The organism is Nocardia sp. NPDC056952 (genome assembly GCF_042674185.1).
In the GTDB taxonomy this organism is placed as follows: domain Bacteria; phylum Actinomycetota; class Actinomycetes; order Mycobacteriales; family Mycobacteriaceae; genus Nocardia.
In genome coordinates this window covers 726,173-743,964 of sequence record NZ_JBHURA010000001.1, presented here as the reverse complement: position 1 = coordinate 743,964, position 17,792 = coordinate 726,173, and the positions used below count along the sequence as shown (strand labels likewise).

At 68.3% G+C, this 17,792-nt stretch carries 16 protein-coding genes; 4 read left to right on the top strand and 12 right to left on the bottom strand.

Annotation, left to right across the window (positions count from 1 at the left end):
• The 7 genes from carB to ACFTS5_RS03210 form a co-directional block, all read right to left on the bottom strand.
• Positions 1 to 3,363, bottom strand: a complete 3,363-nt coding sequence (gene carB / locus ACFTS5_RS03240) for a carbamoyl-phosphate synthase large subunit (RefSeq protein ID WP_378627022.1) — start codon at positions 3,361 to 3,363, stop codon at positions 1 to 3.
• Complete coding sequence (gene carA, locus ACFTS5_RS03235) at positions 3,363 to 4,478, bottom strand: glutamine-hydrolyzing carbamoyl-phosphate synthase small subunit (protein ID WP_378627021.1); 1,116 nt, start codon at positions 4,476 to 4,478, stop codon at positions 3,363 to 3,365. Before carA ends, carB begins: the two co-directional genes overlap by 1 nt.
• Entirely contained in the window at positions 4,475 to 4,990 is a 516-nt protein-coding gene (locus tag ACFTS5_RS03230) for a transporter (RefSeq protein WP_358111552.1), read from the bottom strand. Before ACFTS5_RS03230 ends, carA begins: the two co-directional genes overlap by 4 nt.
• A 12-nt stretch (positions 4,991 to 5,002) precedes the next feature.
• Positions 5,003 to 6,301, bottom strand: coding sequence for a dihydroorotase (locus ACFTS5_RS03225; protein WP_378627019.1), 1,299 nt, complete (start codon positions 6,299 to 6,301; stop codon positions 5,003 to 5,005).
• The gene (locus tag ACFTS5_RS03220) at positions 6,298 to 7,251 is read right to left on the bottom strand and encodes an aspartate carbamoyltransferase catalytic subunit (protein WP_378627017.1); all 954 of its coding nucleotides are present in this window, start codon (positions 7,249 to 7,251) and stop codon (positions 6,298 to 6,300) included. Before ACFTS5_RS03220 ends, ACFTS5_RS03225 begins: the two co-directional genes overlap by 4 nt.
• Before the next feature lie 76 nt (positions 7,252 to 7,327).
• Positions 7,328 to 7,963, bottom strand: a complete 636-nt coding sequence (pyrR, locus tag ACFTS5_RS03215; RefSeq protein WP_378627016.1) for a bifunctional pyr operon transcriptional regulator/uracil phosphoribosyltransferase PyrR — start codon at positions 7,961 to 7,963, stop codon at positions 7,328 to 7,330.
• A 307-nt stretch (positions 7,964 to 8,270) separates the two neighbouring features.
• Entirely contained in the window at positions 8,271 to 9,119 is an 849-nt protein-coding gene (locus tag ACFTS5_RS03210) for an SAM-dependent methyltransferase (protein ID WP_378627015.1), read from the bottom strand.
• Positions 9,120 to 9,218: 99 nt separating this feature from the next.
• Here ACFTS5_RS03210 and ACFTS5_RS03205 point away from each other — a divergent pair, with 99 nt between their 5' ends.
• The 3 genes from ACFTS5_RS03205 to ACFTS5_RS03195 all read left to right on the top strand — a co-directional run bounded on the left by ACFTS5_RS03205 (position 9,219) and on the right by ACFTS5_RS03195 (position 10,911).
• Positions 9,219 to 9,776, top strand: a complete 558-nt coding sequence (locus ACFTS5_RS03205) for a TetR/AcrR family transcriptional regulator (RefSeq protein WP_378627013.1) — start codon at positions 9,219 to 9,221, stop codon at positions 9,774 to 9,776.
• 63 nt (positions 9,777 to 9,839) lie between these two features.
• Entirely contained in the window at positions 9,840 to 10,421 is a 582-nt protein-coding gene (locus tag ACFTS5_RS03200) for a GNAT family N-acetyltransferase (protein ID WP_378627011.1), read from the top strand.
• A gap of 199 nt (positions 10,422 to 10,620) precedes the next feature.
• Positions 10,621 to 10,911: a hypothetical protein gene (locus tag ACFTS5_RS03195; RefSeq protein WP_378627009.1), complete on the top strand. Its 291-nt coding sequence runs from the start codon at positions 10,621 to 10,623 to the stop codon at positions 10,909 to 10,911.
• Positions 10,912 to 11,050: 139 nt separating this feature from the next.
• Here the strand turns inward: ACFTS5_RS03195 and ACFTS5_RS03190 are convergent, their stop codons facing one another.
• The 5 genes from ACFTS5_RS03190 to ACFTS5_RS03170 form a co-directional block, all read right to left on the bottom strand.
• Positions 11,051 to 11,962: a DMT family transporter gene (locus ACFTS5_RS03190; RefSeq protein WP_378627007.1), complete on the bottom strand. Its 912-nt coding sequence runs from the start codon at positions 11,960 to 11,962 to the stop codon at positions 11,051 to 11,053.
• 140 nt (positions 11,963 to 12,102) lie between these two features.
• Positions 12,103 to 13,635 carry an FAD-dependent monooxygenase gene (locus ACFTS5_RS03185; protein WP_378627005.1) on the bottom strand — a complete coding sequence of 511 codons (1,533 nt, stop codon included), beginning with the start codon at positions 13,633 to 13,635 and terminating at the stop codon, positions 12,103 to 12,105.
• Between the two features lie 151 nt (positions 13,636 to 13,786).
• Positions 13,787 to 14,962, bottom strand: a complete 1,176-nt coding sequence (locus ACFTS5_RS03180) for a tetratricopeptide repeat protein (protein ID WP_378627003.1) — start codon at positions 14,960 to 14,962, stop codon at positions 13,787 to 13,789.
• A gap of 128 nt (positions 14,963 to 15,090) precedes the next feature.
• On the bottom strand, positions 15,091 to 16,425 hold the full coding sequence (locus ACFTS5_RS03175; protein ID WP_378628309.1) for a DoxX family protein: 1,335 nt from the start codon (positions 16,423 to 16,425) through the stop codon (positions 15,091 to 15,093).
• Positions 16,425 to 17,018, bottom strand: coding sequence for a M15 family metallopeptidase (locus tag ACFTS5_RS03170; RefSeq protein ID WP_378627001.1), 594 nt, complete (start codon positions 17,016 to 17,018; stop codon positions 16,425 to 16,427). Before ACFTS5_RS03170 ends, ACFTS5_RS03175 begins: the two co-directional genes overlap by 1 nt.
• A gap of 90 nt (positions 17,019 to 17,108) precedes the next feature.
• Between ACFTS5_RS03170 and ACFTS5_RS03165 the strand changes: the two genes are divergently transcribed.
• Positions 17,109 to 17,783 (top strand): response regulator transcription factor, encoded by a 675-nt coding sequence (locus ACFTS5_RS03165; protein WP_378626999.1) that lies wholly within the window; start codon positions 17,109 to 17,111, stop codon positions 17,781 to 17,783.
• Positions 17,784 to 17,792: the final 9 nt, after the last annotated feature.

Here is a 17,792-nt window from a genome sequence, read left to right as displayed (position 1 = left end):
TCAGCCACGCAGTTTCGAGTGCAGTTCCTGCAGCGAGCGCACCCCGATACCGCCGTTGATGCCGGCCTCGATGCCCTGCACCGCCGCGGCAGCGCCCTGCACGGTGGTGATGCACGGGATGTTCGCGCCCACGGCGGCGGTGCGGATCTCGTAGCCGTCCACGCGGGGGCCCGAGTTGCCGTAGGGGGTGTTGAACACGATGTCGATCTCGCCGTCGCGGATCTGCTCCACGATCGAGGCCTCCGGCATGCCGGTGGCCGGATCGGTGGATTCCGGATCCGAGTGCTTGCGTGCCTGTTCGCACGGAATGCCGTTGCGGCGCAGGGTTTCCGCGGTTCCCTCGGTGGCGAGGATGCGGAAGCCCAGGTCGTGCAGGCGCTTGATCGGGAACACCATGGCGCGCTTGTCGCGGTTGGCGATCGAGACGAACACGGTGCCCTCGGTCGGCAGCGAGCCGTAGGCGGCGGCCTGGCTCTTGGCGAAGGCGGTGCCGAAGTCGGCGTCGATGCCCATGACCTCACCGGTGGACTTCATCTCCGGCGAGAGCAGCGAGTCGATGCCGGAGCCGTCGGCGCGACGGAACCGGTGGAAGGGCAGCACTGCTTCCTTCACCGCGACCGGCGCGTCCAGCGGCACGTGGCCGCCGTCGCCCTCGGGCGGCAGCATGCCTTCCTTGCGCAGGTCGGCGATGGTGGCGCCGAGCATCACGCGCGCGCAGGCCTTGGCCAGCGGAACCGCGGTGGCCTTGGAGACGAACGGAACCGTCCGGCTCGCCCGGGGATTGGCTTCCAGGACGTAGAGCACGTCGTCCTTGAGGGCGTACTGCACGTTGAGCAGGCCCTTGACGCCGATGCCCTTGGCCAGCGCGATGGTGGAGCGGCGCACGGCCTCGATGTCGCTGCGGCCCAACGTGATCGGGGGCAGCGCGCAGGCGGAGTCACCGGAGTGGATACCGGCTTCCTCGATGTGTTCCATCACGCCGCCGAGGTAGACCTCGTCGCCGTCGCACAGCGCGTCGACGTCGATCTCGATGGCGTCTTCGAGGAAGCGGTCGACCAGCACCGGGTGATCCGGGTTGAGCTCGGTGGCGCGGGAGATGTAGCCCTCGAGAGACTGCTCGTCGTAGACGATCTCCATGCCACGCCCGCCCAGCACGTAGGACGGGCGGACCAGCACCGGGTAGCCGATCTCGCCTGCGATCTTCTTGGCCTGGGCCACCGTGGTGGCGGTGCCGTACTTGGGCGCGGGCAGTCCGGCGGCGACGAGCACGTCACCGAATTCGCCACGGTCCTCGGCCAGGTCGATCGCGACCGCGGAGGTACCGACCACCGGCACGCCGGCGTCGGTGAGCCGCTGCGCCAGACCCAGCGGGGTCTGGCCGCCGAGCTGCACGATCACACCGGCGACGGTGCCCGACTCGGCTTCGGCGTTGTACACCTCGAGGACGTCCTCGAAGGTGAGCGGCTCGAAGTAGAGGCGATCGGCGGTGTCGTAGTCGGTGGAGACGGTCTCGGGGTTGCAGTTGACCATCACGGTCTCGTACCCGGCGGCCGACAGGGTCTGTGCCGCGTGCACACACGAGTAGTCGAACTCGATGCCCTGACCGATACGGTTCGGGCCCGAACCCAGGATGATGACCTTCTCGCGCTCACGCTGCGGCGCGACCTCGGACTCCGCACCAGGATCCAGCTCGTAGGTGCTGTAGTGATACGGGGTCTTGGCCTCGAACTCCGCGGCGCAGGTGTCGACGGTCTTGTAGACCGGGCGCACCTGGAGGCGGTGACGCAGCGAGCGCACGCCCGCCTCGCCCGCCAGCTCGGGGCGCAGTGCCGCCAGCTGACGGTCCGACAGGCCGTAGTGCTTGGCGCGACGCAGCAGATCCTCGTCGAGGACGGGCGCGTCGAGAACTTCCAGACGCAGCTCGACCAGGCCGAGCACCTCGGCGACGAACCACGGATCGACACCGGAGGCCAGCGCGACCTCTTCGACGCTCGCGCCGTAGCGCAGTGCGCGTTCGACCTGGTAGATGCGACCTTCGGTGGGCACGCGCAGGTCGGCGAGGATGGCTTCGATCGCCTCGCGCACCGAGGCCGGATCGCTGGGATCGGCCGGGGCCCACTGGCCGTCGTCGGTGGTCCAGAAGCTGGCGGCCTTGGTCTCGAGCGAGCGCAGTACCTTGCCGAGGGCCTCGGAGAAGTTGCGGCCCATCGACATCGCCTCGCCCACCGACTTCATGGTGGTGGTCAGCGTGGCGTCGGCGCCGGGGAACTTCTCGAACGCGAACCGCGGCGCCTTCACCACGACGTAGTCGAGGGTCGGCTCGAACGATGCCGGGGTCTCGCCGGTGATGTCGTTGACGATCTCGTCGAGGGTGTAGCCGATGGCCAGCTTGGCGGCGATCTTGGCGATCGGGAAGCCGGTGGCCTTCGACGCCAGCGCCGAGGAGCGCGAGACGCGCGGGTTCATCTCGATGACGATCAGGCGACCGTCGGCCGGGTCCACCGCGAACTGGATGTTGCAGCCGCCGGTGTCGACGCCGACCTCGCGCAGGATCGCGATGCCGAGATCGCGCATCTTCTGGTACTCGCGGTCGGTGAGGGTCATCGCGGGGGCGACGGTGACCGAGTCACCGGTGTGCACACCCATCGGGTCGACGTTCTCGATCGAGCAGACGATGACCACATTGTCGTTGCGGTCGCGCATGAGCTCGAGCTCGAACTCCTTCCAGCCGAGGATGGATTCCTCGATCAGGACGTTCGCGGTCGGCGAGGCGGACAGGCCGCCACCGGCGATGCGGTCGAGGTCTTCCTCGTTGTAGGCCATGCCCGAGCCGAGGCCACCCATGGTGAACGAGGGACGCACGACCACGGGGTAGCCGAGGTCGGCGACGGTCTCGCGCACCTCGTCCATGGTGTAACAGACAGCGCTGCGGGCACTCTCGCCGCCGACCTTGGCGACGATGTCCTTGAACTTCTGCCGGTCCTCACCGCGCTGGATGGCGTCGAAGTCGGCGCCGATCAGCTCGACGTTGTACTTCTGCAGCACACCGTTCTCGTGCAGCGCGACGGCAGTGTTGAGCGCGGTCTGCCCACCGAGGGTGGCCAGGATGGCGTCGGGGCGTTCCTTCTCGATGACCTTCTCGACGAACTCCGGGGTGATCGGCTCGACGTAGGTGGCGTCGGCGAACTCCGGGTCGGTCATGATGGTCGCCGGGTTGGAGTTCACCAGCGAAACGCGCAGTCCCTCGGACCGCAGCACCCGGCACGCCTGGGTACCGGAGTAGTCGAATTCGCACGCCTGGCCGATCACGATCGGGCCAGAGCCGATCACCAGGATGTGCTTCAGATCCTCGCGGCGAGGCATCAGGCTCCTTCCATGAGACCGGCGAAACGGTCGAACAGATATGCGGCGTCGTGCGGGCCTGCGGCGGCCTCGGGGTGGTACTGCACCGAGAAGGCGCGGCCGTCGATCAGCCGGACCCCTTCGACGGTGCCGTCGTTGGCGCAGATGTGGGAGACCTCGGCCTTGCCGAACGGGGTGTCGAACACCTCGCCGCGCTCGCCTTCGAGGGCGAAGCCGTGGTTCTGGGCGGTGATGGACACGCGGCCCGTGCCCTCTTCGATCACCGGGATGTTGATGCCGCGGTGGCCGAACTTCATCTTGTAGGTGCTGCGGCCCAGCGCCCGGCCCAGGATCTGGTTGCCGAAGCAGATGCCGAACAGCGGGATTCCACGTTCCAGGACACCCTGGGTGAGCGCGATCGCGCCGACCTGGGTGGCCGGGTCGCCGGGGCCGTTCGACAGGAACACGCCGTTGGGGTTCAGCGCGAGGATGTCGTCGAGGGAGGTGTTCGACGGCACCACGTGGGTGCGCACGCCGCGCTCGGCGAACATACGCGGGGTGTTGGTCTTGATGCCGAGGTCGACCGCGACGACGGTGAACCTGTGGTCGCCCACCGGTTCGATCGTGTACATCGCGTCGGTGCTGACCTCTTCGGCGAGGTCGGCGCCCAGCATCGAGGCCTGGCCGTTGACCCGCGCGAGGAGTTCCTCGTCGGCGGCCAGCGCGGCGCCGGAGAAGATGCCCGCCTTCATCGAACCGCGGCTGCGCAGGTGGCGGACCACCGCGCGGGTGTCGATGCCGGCGATGCCGACGACGTCCTGGCGGTCGAGCTCGTCGGTCAGCGTGCCGGTGGCGCGCCAGTTGGAGGAGACCCGCGAGGGGTCGCGCACGGCGTAGCCGGCGACCCAGATCTTGGCGGACTCGTCGTCCTCGTCGTTCCAGCCGGTGTTGCCGATCTGCGGGGCCGTGGCCACCACGATCTGGCGGGCGTAGCTGGGATCGGTCAGAGTTTCCTGGTACCCGGTCATCGCCGTGCAGAACACGGCCTCACCGAGTGTCTGTCCCTCGGCGCCGAAGGCGGTACCGCGGAATACGCGGCCGTCCTCGAGCACCAAGGCTGCCTTTACTGTGCTCATTCATCGTCTCCCGTCGTCACCCTGGTCGAATCCGCGGCCCCGGCTGTCCAGGCCGGGTACACCGTCTTGTCGTCGCCCCGGAATCCGGTATCTATCTCGGTTCCGGTCGGCAGTGTCCAGCGAATTACCAGCACACCATTTTCCGTCATCACTTTGCCCGCGTGGCCGCGTTCGGTACGCACGGCTGTCACCGATTCCTGCGGAATCCAGATCACCGTGGCGCCGTCGCGTTCGAGCAGAATTCCGCGTTCGAACCGCGTCAGTTCGGCGGTCGCCCGGAATCCCAGGTCACCGACCGCGATCCGGTCCTGCCAGCTGGGCGCGATGGTGCTGCCCAGGTACATGCCGGTGGTCGGTTCCAGTAGTTGTGCGCCCAGTTCGGCCGGCACCGTCGGCAGTTCGCCGATCCGTGCCTGCTGTCGCGTGGCCTTCTTCTGCCAAGCCCGGTACATCAGCCACAGGCACACAATGAAAAATGCCAGCAGCCCGACTACCCACAGCGTTCTCTCCACGTCCTGGCCTCCCTAGATCCCGACCGCCTTGCCCTCGCGGGCAGTTACCCGGCCGCGCAGCACAGTGGCTGTGACCTCGGCCGGGAACGTCATGTCCTCGAACGGTGTGTTGTTCGAGATACTCGCCAGCTCGGCGCCGCGCACCGTCCACTCGGCGTCGGGGTCGATCAGCGTGAGGTTGGCCGGCTCGCCGACCGCGATCGGGCGGCCGTGGTCGTCGAGGCCGACGATCGCGGCCGGCTTCTCGCTCATCACCTTCGCGACGCCGCGCCAGTCCAGCAGGCCGGGCTCGACCATCGTCTGCACGATGATCGACAGCGCCGTCTCGAGGCCGAGCATGCCGGGGCGGGCGGCCGCGAATTCGCAGCACTTGTCCTGTTCGGCGTGCGGAGCGTGATCGGTGGCGACACAGTCGATGATGCCGTCGGCCAGGGCCTGGCGCAGGGCTGCCACGTCGGTGGATTCGCGCAGCGGCGGGTTCACCTTGTTGACCGCGTCGTAGGTCTCCAGGCGCGAATCATCGAGCAGCAGGTGGTGCGGGGTGACCTCGGCGGTGATCGAGATGCCCTGGGACTTGGCCCATTTCACCAGTTCGACGGTGCCCGCGGTGGAGGCGTGGCAGATGTGCACGCGGGCGTTCGCGTCGCGGGCCAGCAGTGCGTCACGCGCGACGATCGACTCCTCGGCGGCGCGCGGCCAGCCGTGCAGTCCGAGGCGCGCGGCGTTGGGGCCTTCGTGCGCGATGGCGTTCTTGGTCAGGCGCGGTTCCTCGGCATGCTGGGCGATGAGCACTCCCAGCGAGTTCGCGTATTCGAGGGCGCGACGCATGATCAGCGGGTCGTCGACGCAGTGGCCGTCGTCGGAGAACATCCTGACCTGGCCGATACCGGCGGCCATGGTGCCCATCTCGGCGAGCTGTTTGCCCTGGAGGCCGACCGTGACGGCACCGACCGGAAACACGTCGACGAGGCCGACTTCCTGGCCGCGGCGCCACACGTGGTCGGTGATGACGACCGAGTCGGCGACCGGGCTGGTGTTGGCCATCGCGAACACCGCGGTGTAACCGCCCAGTGCGGCGGCGGCGGAACCGGTTTCGATGGTCTCGGTGTCTTCGCGGCCGGGTTCCCGCAGGTGCGTGTGCAGGTCGACGAAGCCGGGCAGCAGGATCTGGCCGTTGCCCTCGATCACCTCGGCATCGTCGGACGCCGTCAGACCGGTGCCGATATCGGCGATGCGGGTGTCGCGCACCAGGACGTCGACGGGGTCGCCTTCACCGTAGGGCTTGACGTTCTTGATCAGCAGCTCACTCATACCGTTTCCTCCTGACCGACGAGCAGCCGGAACAACACGGCCATCCGCATGTGCACTCCGTTCGAGACCTGCTGCAGCACAGCGGACTTCGGCGAATCCGCGACCGCGAAGGCGATTTCCATACCGCGCAGCATCGGGCCGGGGTGCAGGACCACCGCGTCGTCGCCGAGCAGGGCGAGCCTGCGCTCGGACAGTCCGTAATTGATCGAATATTCGCGGGCCGACGGGAAGAACCCGCCGTTCATCCGCTCCGCCTGCACCCGCAGCATCATCACCGCGTCGGCGCCGGGCAGTTCCGCGTCCAGCGAGGACGAGACCCGGCAGGGCCAGGCCTCCACGCCGACCGGCAGCAGCGTGCGCGGCGCCACCAGGACCACTTCGGCACCGAGGGTGTTGAGCAGGGAGACGTTCGAGCGGGCGACCCGGCTGTGCAGGATGTCGCCGACCAGCACGATCCGCTTGCCCTCGACGTCGCCGAGGCGCTGGCGCAGGGTGAGGGCGTCGAGCAGGGCCTGGGTGGGGTGCTGGTGGGTGCCGTCGCCCGCGTTGATGATCGACGGGGCGACGCGGTTCTCCTCGCGCGCCCACTGCTCCATCCAGCGCGCGATCTGGTGCGCGGCACCCGAGGCCGGGTGGCGCACGATCAGCGCGTCGGCGCCCGCCGCGTGCAGGGTGAGGGCGGTGTCGCGCAGCGATTCACCCTTGGACACAGAGGAACTCGACGCACTCACGTTGATCACATCGGCGCTCATCCACTTGCCCGCGACCTCGAAGGACACGCGGGTCCGGGTGGAGTTCTCGTAGAACACCGTCATCACGGTGCGCCCGCGCAGGGTCGGCAGCTTCTTCACCTCGCGGCCGAGCAGGGCCTGTTCGAAGCGCTCGGCCTCGTCGAGGAGTTCGGTGGCGGTGCCGCGATCCAGGTCGGCAACCGTCAGCAAATGCTTCACGCCCCCACCTCGCTGACGCTCGGCTCCGGCGTGAACCATTGGATGGCTGTGTTCATGGTTCGGTCGCTACGCTCCCTCACTGCTCTTGACCTTCCTGATGCAGATACACACCGTCGCGACCGTCGTGCTCGACCATCAGCACCGAGATGTCCTCGGCGCGCGAGGTCGGCACGTTCTTGCCCACGTAGTCGGCGCGGATCGGCAGTTCGCGGTGGCCGCGGTCGATGAGCACGGCCAGCTGCACGGCGCGGGGGCGGCCGAGGTCGCGCAGGCCGTCGAGGGCGGAGCGGACCGTCCTGCCGGAGAACAGCACGTCGTCGACGAGAACCACCAGGGAGTTCTCGATACCGCCGTCGGGCACCGAGGTGCGTTCGAGCGGGCGGTGCGGGCGACTGCGCAGGTCGTCGCGGTACAGCGTGATGTCGAGGGAGCCGAGGGCGGGACGCACACCGGAGAATTCCTCGATCTTGTCCGCCAGCCGGTTGGCCAGGGTGGTGCCGCGCGTCGGGATTCCCATGAGAACCACCCGCGGTGCGTCGGCGTCGCCGGAATCCAAGGCGGTCTTCTCGATGATCTGATGCGCGATACGCGCTACGGTCCTGGTGACGTCCGATGGCGACAACAGCTCGCGTCCGGCCGCCACCCACTCGGGGGTGTGCCGCTGCGATGTTTCGCCCGCGCCGGTTTTGGCCGCCCGTTCGGGCACAGCCATGCCGACCTCCTTCCCCGCCTCACCGGACGGTCCGTTAAAGGATGCCTAACTCGCCCGTCAGCCTATCAGCGCCGCGAGGTGCCTTTGACCAGGTAGGCCCACCTGTGAGCGCGACCACGGAGCGCCGGTGGGCGACCGCTGCCGTGTCCGTGCTCACAGGCACGCCGAAAGTGCAGCGAGCGCGTATGTTTCACCCTCACGCGGGCTCGCGGTGACCGCCCCGAGGCGGGCGGTCGGTGATGGTGTTCACGTCGCCGGAGCGACCTCCACAACCACCGCCGCCCCGACGCGACATGGTTGCCTTCCGTCACACCCGCTCGGCGAGCACGACGCCGACCTTCGGGTCGTTCACCGCCACGTCTCTGCCGAGGGGAACGATCATGTCGTCCCAAGCGCGGAACCGGGTGTGCCAGCCGTGCCCGAGGAGCCACTGCTCCCCCGGGCGCCCGGCGTCCAGCGGCGGCATACCGGCGTCGTCACCGCCGACGAGTCGACGCAATTCTGCGTAGGGCGGAGCCTCGGGATCGACCGCGAACCGGCTGAGACCGAATCGGCTGCCGGGCGCGGACAGCGTCGTCAGCGTCGCCACCGTGCGGAGATGATCCTCGGGTGGGAGGTACGGGAGCGCGCCCTCGTCGATCCAGTGAGTCGGCAGCTCGGGCCGAAATCCCCGCTCGCGCAGCGGAACAGCCCAGTCGGTGCGCAGGTCGATCGACAGGACGTGTCGTTGCGTGGTCGGCGTGGCTCGCGCTGCGCGCAGTACCGGCTCCTTGAAGGCGAACAGCTCGGGCAGGTCCAGTTCGTAGACGGTGACGTCGGCGGGCAGACCCATCCGGAACGCGCGGGTGTCCAGACCGGCGCCGAGCAGAACGATCTGCCTGCATCCGGCGGCGACGGCCTCGGTCACCCGGTCGTCGACCAGACGGACCCCGACGGATCTTCCCGCGAAGAACTGTTCGGCCACGGCCTCGACTCGCTCCCATTTCGCGGCGCCTTCCCCGGTGCGGGTGAAGTCACGCCGCGCCGCGTCGACGAACTCCGTAGCGAGCGGGTCGGCGTAGAGCCGATCCGGCCTGCGCGACTCCCGCTCACGGATCAGCGCGACGCCGATCGCTGTCAGCGCCACCCCTGCGGTAGGTGCGTTCACGTGTGTCATCTGCCCCTCCTTCAAACTAACTTGCCGACCGGCTAGTGATCTCGGTCATGATCCGACGGTAGGCTCCCCCTAGCCGGTCGTCAAGCAAAGGAAAGCCTCGTGGACGGACGTCGTAGTGACACCAGGGAACGCATTCGCACGGTGGCGATGGAACTGTTCTCCGAGCGCGGGTACGAGAAGACCTCGCTGCGCGAGATCGCCGAGCGGCTCGGTGTGACCAAAGCCGCGCTGTACTACCACTTCCGGACCAAGGAAGACATCGTCGTCAGCCTGTCCGACGATCTGCGCCGTGGCATCGACGACATCGTCACCTGGGCCGAACAGGCACCGCCGGGTTCCGAACGCGCCGAGCAGATCCTGCGCCGCTACAGCGCGCTGCTGCACAGTCTCGGCCGTGACATGGTGCGGTTCTGGCACGAGAACCAGCCCGCGTTCCGCGACCTCGGTTTCGGCGCGGGTCTGCGCTACCAGTTCCGCGTGCTCGCCGACCTCATGACCGCGCCCGACGCCGCCGCGCTGGACGTCTATCACGCACGGCAAGCGCTGCTCGCGATCAGCTGGAGCCTGTCGATGATGGGCGATCTCGACCTGACCGACGACCAGATGCACACCGCCGCAACGGATATCGCGATCGATATCCTCGCCAGGATCCACTGACCGCACGTCGTCGAGCGCCGGAAATGCGTTGCCCGCGAGCCCCTGCGTCCGCAATCATCGACCATGACCATCAGCACCAGCGCTCAGCCCGGGTCGACTCCCCCGCAGCGGATCGATCTGGGCGATCTGCTGCTGCGCCGGTGGCGCCCCAGTGATCTGACCCGCCAGTTCACCGCGCTGAGCGCCTCGCACGCACACTTGCACCCGTGGATGTCATGGGCCGGGCAGCCGCCGACGCTCGCCGGGCAACGTCGTTCCCTGCAGATCTCGGCCGCACACTGGCCGACGCCCGACGGCGGCTACCTCTACGGGATCTTCACCGCGAGAGGCGAGGTGGCGGGTGGCATCGGACTCCACGACAGGATCGACCCGGCCGCACTGGAGATCGGTTACTGGTGCCATATCGCCCACACCGGACGGGGAATCATCACGCGCGCCGCTCATGCCCTGACCACCGTCGCGCTCGCCCTCCCCCACATCGGTCGCGTCGAAGTCCATTGCGACGCGGCCAACGTCCGCAGCGCGGCTGTTCCTCGGCGGCTCGGATACGAGCTGGTCAGCACTGCACCACGCGCGCGCACAGCGCCCGCCGACTCCGGCATCGGCATGGTCTGGTCGACCGTCGAGGACCCTCGGGCGGGCTGAGGAGATCGCTTGTCGCTCGATGACCCCCGGACTAGACTATGACGCGCACCACATCGCGACGACGGGTTCGCACCGTCGCCCAGAGCGATCGTGATCCGATCGGAGCGCCGGGTCACGGTGTTCGATCGCGACCCCCCGCTCGTCGGGCCGGGCCCGAAGTCACTCCAACCCCGCTCGACCGCGCAAGGAGATGACCGTCATGGCGGTTGCCGTCGAACTCGAATTCACCGGCTCGACCCTCGAACAGTACGACCAGGCCCTCGAGAAGATGGGCTTCGTGCACGGCGGCTCCGGCGGCCCCGGCCTCCTGTTCCACCTCGTCAGGAAGACCGACACCGGATTCCACGTCACCGACGTGTGGGAAACCCCCGAGCAGTTCCAGAGCTTCGCCGAGTCCACCCTCGGCCCCATCGGCATGGAAGTAGGCATGCCCAACCAGCCCACCATCGAAGTCCACGAAATCTACAACTACCTGGCGCAGGGAAACTGACACATGCCCCGTGCGAGTTCCGCGTCGAGAGCTCGCCCGGCGTGTTTTCCGATGAAGTGTCGGGCAGGATCCGTAGCTTCACTCCACCTGGCGGAGCACATCCCGGAGCCGGCGTTTCGAGCATGATCGGGACGGACGGTCACAGCGGTGCGGGCGGTTCCGGCGCGGCCTGGCGGGTGGGCAGGGCGCTGATCGTCAATGCCAGCATGACCAGTGCGATGCCCGCGAGTTCCAGCAGGGTGGGGCGTTGCGCGAGGGCGATCGCGCCGACGACGGTCGCGGTCGCCGGGAGCAACGCGAGCAGCAAGGCGAATCGGGCGCGTCCCACCGCGGTCAGCACCACCTGATCCAGCGCGTAGGGCACGGCACTCGACAGCACGCCGACGCCGAGACCGAGCAGCCAGGTCCTCGGGTCGGCGAATACCGCGGCATCGATCGTCAGCTGCGGAATCAGCACGAACGGCGCCAGCAGCACCGCCGCGGCCGCCATACCGACAGCGAGGGAATCCTGGCCGTCACCGGTGTCGGCGACGCGCTTGCCGACCAGGATGTACGCCGCCCACAGGACCGCCGAGGCGAGAGCGAACCCCACTCCGACCGGCTCGACGTCGAACTGCACGCCGGCCAGCAACACCACACCGACCGCCACCAGCGCCACGGCGATCAGGTCGCGCGCCCGCCGCGACCCGAGCGTCGCGACGGCGACCGGACCGAGGAATTCGATGGCGACGGCGGTGCCGAGCGGGATACGCGCGATGGCCTCGTAGAACACGATGTTCATCGATACGGTGACGATGCCGAAGCCGGCGGCCGTCGCGATGCCCCGCCGTGTCCAGCGGGTTCGCCACGGCCGCCGCCAGGCCAGCAACGCGACCCCCGCCGCCGCGGCCCGCAACCAGGCGACAGTGGACGGCTCAGTGGTGTCGAACAGGAAGACGCCGAGTGCCGCACCCACATATTGCGAGGTCGCCGCGATGATGAACACCATCGGCACCGACCAGCCGGGCAGCGCGCGCGTCGCCGGCTGGTCGGTTGTCGAGATCGCATTCATCCCAGGAGTAATCCACAGACGGGCACGGATTTCAACGCGAACCGGCCCAGGATCGAATGATCGAGGGCCGGTTCGCAATACCGGTCACGTGGCTGCCGGAAAGTCGACACCGGCAGCTGCGGAGTTTCGCGTTCGCGCGACTACCGGACGCCGAACCACCTGGTCAGCGCCGCGCGCAGATCAGCTGCGGCGGTGTCCGGCGCCTCGTCGATCGTCGCCGCCCAGGCGATGTGACCGTCGGGGCGGATCAGGAGTGCGTCGGCGGGACGATCGCCGGTCTTGGCCCTGTGGATGTCGACGCGCTGCGCCCACTCCCCGACGATCTCCCGCAGGTCGGCACGGTCGGCCAGGTCGAGGAAGACCGGTCGCGCGGCGCGCATGATCTCGGCGACGGCGGTGGTGCCCTGGTCGGTGTGCAGGCTCAGGTCGGGAGCGAAAGTGCCAGTAAGCGAAGGGGTTCCGGGTACCGGGTAGCGCAGATCGGTGCCCGCGACGAGGGCTCCCATACGGCGCAGCGCGGGTTCGTCGGAGAGCAGTTCCTGGAATACCGTGCGCAGCGCCTCGGCGGCAGGGTCCTGACCCTGGCGAAGTGCCGCCTGGGCGCGGGTCTGCAGCAGTGCGCGACCACCGGCGAAGTGGCGTTCGTCGTGGTAGGTGTCGAGCAGGCCGGCCGGTGCCCAACCGTGGATGTCCGCGGCCAGCTTCCAGGCCAGGTTCACCGAATCGGTCATGCCGAGATTCATCGCGGCACCGGTGGCGGGCAGCAGGTGGGCCGCGTCACCGGCCAGGAAAACCCTACCCACACGGTAGTTTTCGGCCTGGCGGTCCTGGAACTGGTAGCGCGACAAGCGAGTCGGCGCGCCGAGCGGAACCTCCGCGCCCAGCACACGCCGGACGCTGTGGCCGAGTTCGGCCATGGTCAGTGGTTCGTCGTTGTCGTATTCGGCGTCGTCGTTCTCGGTGGTCTGGAAGAACATCACGCGGTCCTCGGAGCTGACCCGTCCCAGCGCGAACACCCCGGTGTCGGTGTGGGTGAAGCCCGGATCGATCCGGCCGAAACCGGGCACCTCGAGGCCGCCGTCGTCGAGCACGGTCACTGACTCGTGCACGGCGACCACGGCCAGCCGGTTGACCTCCGGATAGGTGCTGCCGGGGAACCCGATTCCCGCCAGTTCGCGAATCCGGCTGCGGCCGCCATCGCAGCCGACCAGGTAGCGGGCGCGCACCCGGTACGGTCCGTCCGGCCCGTTCACTTCCGCGATCACCGCGTCGTCGTCCTGGGCCACCGCGACCACTTCGTGTCCGCGCCGGATCTCGGCACCTAGGTCGACGGCGTCCTCGGCGAGCAGTTCCTCGACCCGCGCCTGCGGAATCGCCATGGCGTGCATCGGAGTTTCGTCGAGGCCGGTGAAGTCCAGGTACACCCCGCCGAAGGGGAAGATCGGTTTCGGACTCGGGTCGCCGCTGACCGCCGTCATCCGGTCGAGCAGTCCTCGATAGCGCAGCACGTCCAGAATCCGCCCGCCGAGACCACTGGCCTTCTGCGCGGTGCCCGGCTGTTCACGACGTTCGAGCACCAGCGGACGCACCCCGGCCCGCCCCAATTCCCCCGCGAGCATCAACCCGGCCGGCCCAGCCCCGACAACGATCACGTCGGTGGTCATCTCTTGCATCTGGTCACTCCCGAATGTGGCTGGTCCCTGCATTGCCCAGCGATTCTGCAGCACCACCGGGGCCTTGCCGCAAGCCCCAGGGTGAGCTATAAGTTAGAAGGGGCAAGGAGATCCCGACTCCGATGATCCGCTGCGAACGGCCTCGACGACCTCAGCGCTGACGGTCATGCCGCAGTCGTGTGATGGCCTGCCGAATCCAGCTCTCGCGGTTCGCATCAGGCAGTTGTCGCTGTTCGAATTCGATCAGACCCTCGGCGGAGGCGTGATCGCCCATCACCATGGCGAGCAGTGTCTGGTAGTTGTCCGGCAGCACGGGAGTGGGTCGGGGCGTGGCAGTCCGCGTGGGTGGGGACGCGCGGCGGTCGGCCGGGGCGAGGGTCCGGTGCGGTAACCGCTGCAGGTTTTGCCGCGCCGCCGCGCTGCCCGCGGCGGCGGCACGCCGCCACCAGCGTTCGGCTTCCGCGTAGTCACCTCGGTCGAAGAGCAGCATCCCGAGGTTGTTCATGGTGCTGCGGTCACCGGCGTCGATGGCTCGGCGATACCACCGCTCGGCCTCCTCGTGCTGTCCGTCCTCGTCGAACAGCGCGCCGAGTGCGGCCATCGCGTCGGTGTCGCCAGCCTCGGCGGCTTCGAGGAACCAGTGCAGGGCTTCGGCTGCGCGGTTCGCGGTGGCAGTACGGTGCAGCAAGCGCGAGAACAAACGCTGCGCGGCGTTGCGATCGTGCAGCAGGCGACCCAGCCTGTTCATGGCCGAAGCACTGCCGAGGCCGGCGCCTTGGCGATACCAGCTCTCAGCCTCGGTGACGTCACCTCGACGCTCACACTGTCGTCCGAATTCCGCCATGGTGTCGCCCCGGCGGGAATCGGCGGGGGTGGGGCTCGGCTCCTCGGCAGCTGGGTCGACGATCGCAGCCGACGAGGTCGGCGCCGGTATGCGTCGAAAGGTTTCAGCTCGGGGACGCCGCCGGGACGACTGCGTGGCAGCCCATCTGGCGTCCAGCACACCGCCCACGTAGGCGCCGGCGAAGACGACGACGAGGCTTCCGCCGATCATCGCGCCGCCGCCCTTCACCAGACCGATCCCGATCTCGTGGCTGTCACGCTGTTGGCGCAGCACCTCCCGGTATGGCGTGCTGCTGGTGCCGGTGCGGGAGGACTCGATGCAGACGGTCCCTCGTTCCATCGGCCTGTCACCGCACATCGGAGCCGCGGCCGGGTCCTCGAGCAACTTGATCACCCCGACGACTATCGGGACGAAGCCGAGGAAGAAGACCAGTAACGCGCCGACCATCAGTAGACCGATGGCACCGCTGACGAATTGCCGCACTGTCTCACCCCCTCCCCCGAGTGCGCCGATCGTCGGCCGCCTCGGCGCGAACACCCACGCGCCACGGGTCCGGCATCGCAGGGCCGCGACGTATTCTAGCGAAAGCCGCACGGGGACAGCCTGTCCCGTTAGCGGAAGTACACATAGTCCTGGACCCAGTGGAATCCGCGGCTGCGCAAGGTGAAGGTGTCGGGGTCCTTGCGGTCCAGGGTGATCGTGATCGGGCGGTCGTGCAGTATTCCGCGTAGCAGCAGTCGGTCCGGGGTGGGTTTCTCGCAGGACAGTGTCGCGAACGGTGGTCCGGGGTCGACCGTGCCCATGGCGTTCATCGAGGTGAGCTCCACGTGTCCGTCGGGGCGGAAGTGGGCGTGCGCGGGTACCAGTTCGCCGTTCATCCGCTGGTAAGCGGCTTGCTGCGGGTCATCGAAAACCAGTCGCTGCCACCGTGTCTCGTCGGTGGTCAGCGGCGGGATCGGCAGCCCGTCGACGGTGAAATCCCGCACCTCCCAGATTCCGTACAGCGCGGATTTGGGGCTCGCGGCACCGGATTGTTCGTGCCAGACCACCCAGCGGTCGTAGCCGCTTCCCAGCGCGACCCACAGGCCCAACGCCGCCACCGCCCAGATCGCGAGTCGGTTCTTCCTGGCGTCGGTGAACAGCGCGGGCTGGGTCAGTGGCGCGCATGCGCGTTCCCGCACGAAGACATCAGTCAGGCGCCGCAGGTACGGAGCGAGCAGGAACACGCTGATCAGCAGCAGGTGCGCGGCGAGCAGTTTCTCCGGTATGTCGAACGTCATGTTCAGCAGGAGAATCTGCGCGGTACTCGCCAGTGTCAACGCGGCGCCGAGCACTGCGGTCCTGGACACGAACAGCAGCAGCCCCGCCACCACTTCCACCCCGCCGAGAGCCATCTCGTACGGATACGAGCTGCCGACCTGCAGCCACAACACCGAGGCGGGGCTCATCTCGCCGTACGGCCGCAACAGCTGAGCCAGTCCGGGGGCCGGCATCTGGGTAGGGATCAGTTTGGCGAACCCGAACCCGATCATCTGCCCGCCCAGAGCCAGCCGCAGGAACTGCGAGAACCAGGCGAGCGCGCGGGCGGGTACGGGACGACGGTCGACGGCTGTCCATACCGCGGCGCCCGTCGCCGCGACGACCAGCAGACAGAACACCAGTACCCAGACGGCGGTCTGGTCGCCCGCTCCGGAGTCCTGGTGTAACTCAGCGTCGACCCCGAAGACCGCTCGACCGACCGGCCCGGTGACGGGGTCGGTGATGGGCATGTTCCACGGCCCCGGGTATTCGCGAATCCACCGGCCGAGGATGCCGAGCAGCGCGAACGGGATATAGGTCAGGAGCAGGCAGAGCAGGCCGAAATAGATGATGGAGAATCGGAGGACGATCTGGGTCGGCACAGGCCGACCGGCCCGTGCTGCGACGGGGGCCGACGCTGTCGTGATCACTGCTGCATCCTCGGATCGTGGGTCGGGTCGGCGTACAGGGGCGGACAGCCGAGTTCCCCCGCGTCGGAGCGAAGTTCGTAATGCCAGGGTTCGTTCGCGTAGATCTGGCACAACCCGTAGGCGGCGCCGTGCGCGGACAGCCACGCCGCGCCGTCGGTCGGCCCGATATCGACCGCCTCGCCCGCTACGTGAGCGGACGTGGAAGGGGTTGCCACCCACCGAGCGGCTTCGGTTTCCGAGCCGTATTTCGAGACTGCCTCGCGCAGCAGCTGTTCCTGGTATTCCGGCGACCGCCAGCCACTGTTGACGACGAGCTCGACCCCGTCGTCCGCGGCATCGGCGGCAGCGGCGCGCAGGGCGGCGAGCAGATCGGAGTCGAGGTTGCCCACGGACGGATTCCCGTCGTCGAAGAGCGTCGCGCCGGGCGGACCGCGGTGGCCGCCGACCAAGGTGTCGATGGATCGTGCGACCGTGGACATGGTCGGCAACGACTGGTAGACGAGGACACCGACAGACGCCGCACTGACGATGACAACGGCGGCGAGGGCGGTCGATCGGAGACGGCGGATCGCCGGTTCACGGTGGTTCATGCCCCTCAGTCAAGGCAGCATGGTGTTGCCGACGCGTATGCGCTTTCGGATACGCCGACGATATCCCCCGGCTGGGAGAATCGAGCGTCTATGCGTGTACTGATCGTCGAGGACGAACCCTATCTGGCGGACGCCATTCGCGATGGCCTGCGCCTGGACGCGATCGCCGCCGACATCGCGGGTGACGGCGATGCCGCGCTGGAGCTGCTGAGCGTCAACACCTACGACATCGCCGTCCTGGACCGTGACATCCCGGGTCCCTCCGGTGACGAGATCGCCGAACACATCGTCGCCTCCGGTAGCGGTCTGCCGATCCTGATGCTCACCGCCGCCGATCGGCTCGACGACAAGGCGAGCGGTTTCGGGCTCGGCGCCGACGACTACCTCACCAAGCCGTTCGAACTCCGCGAACTCGTCCTCCGGCTCAGAGCGCTCGACCGCAGGCGCGCGCACAACCGGCCACCAGTGCGCGAGATCGCCGGGCTGCGTCTGGACGCGTTCCGCCGGGAGGTCTACCGCGACGGCCGCTACATCGCTCTGACCCGGAAGCAGTTCGCGGTGCTCGAAGTGCTCATCGCCGCCGAAGGCGGTGTCGTGAGCGCCGAGGAACTCCTGGAACGGGCGTGGGACGAGAACGCGGACCCGTTCACCAACGCGGTGCGTATCACCGTCTCCGCGCTACGCAAACGCCTGGGCGAACCGTGGGTCATCGCCACCGTGGCCGGTGTCGGGTACCGCATCAGCGACGGGCGAGACCGTGGGTAGGGCGCCCGG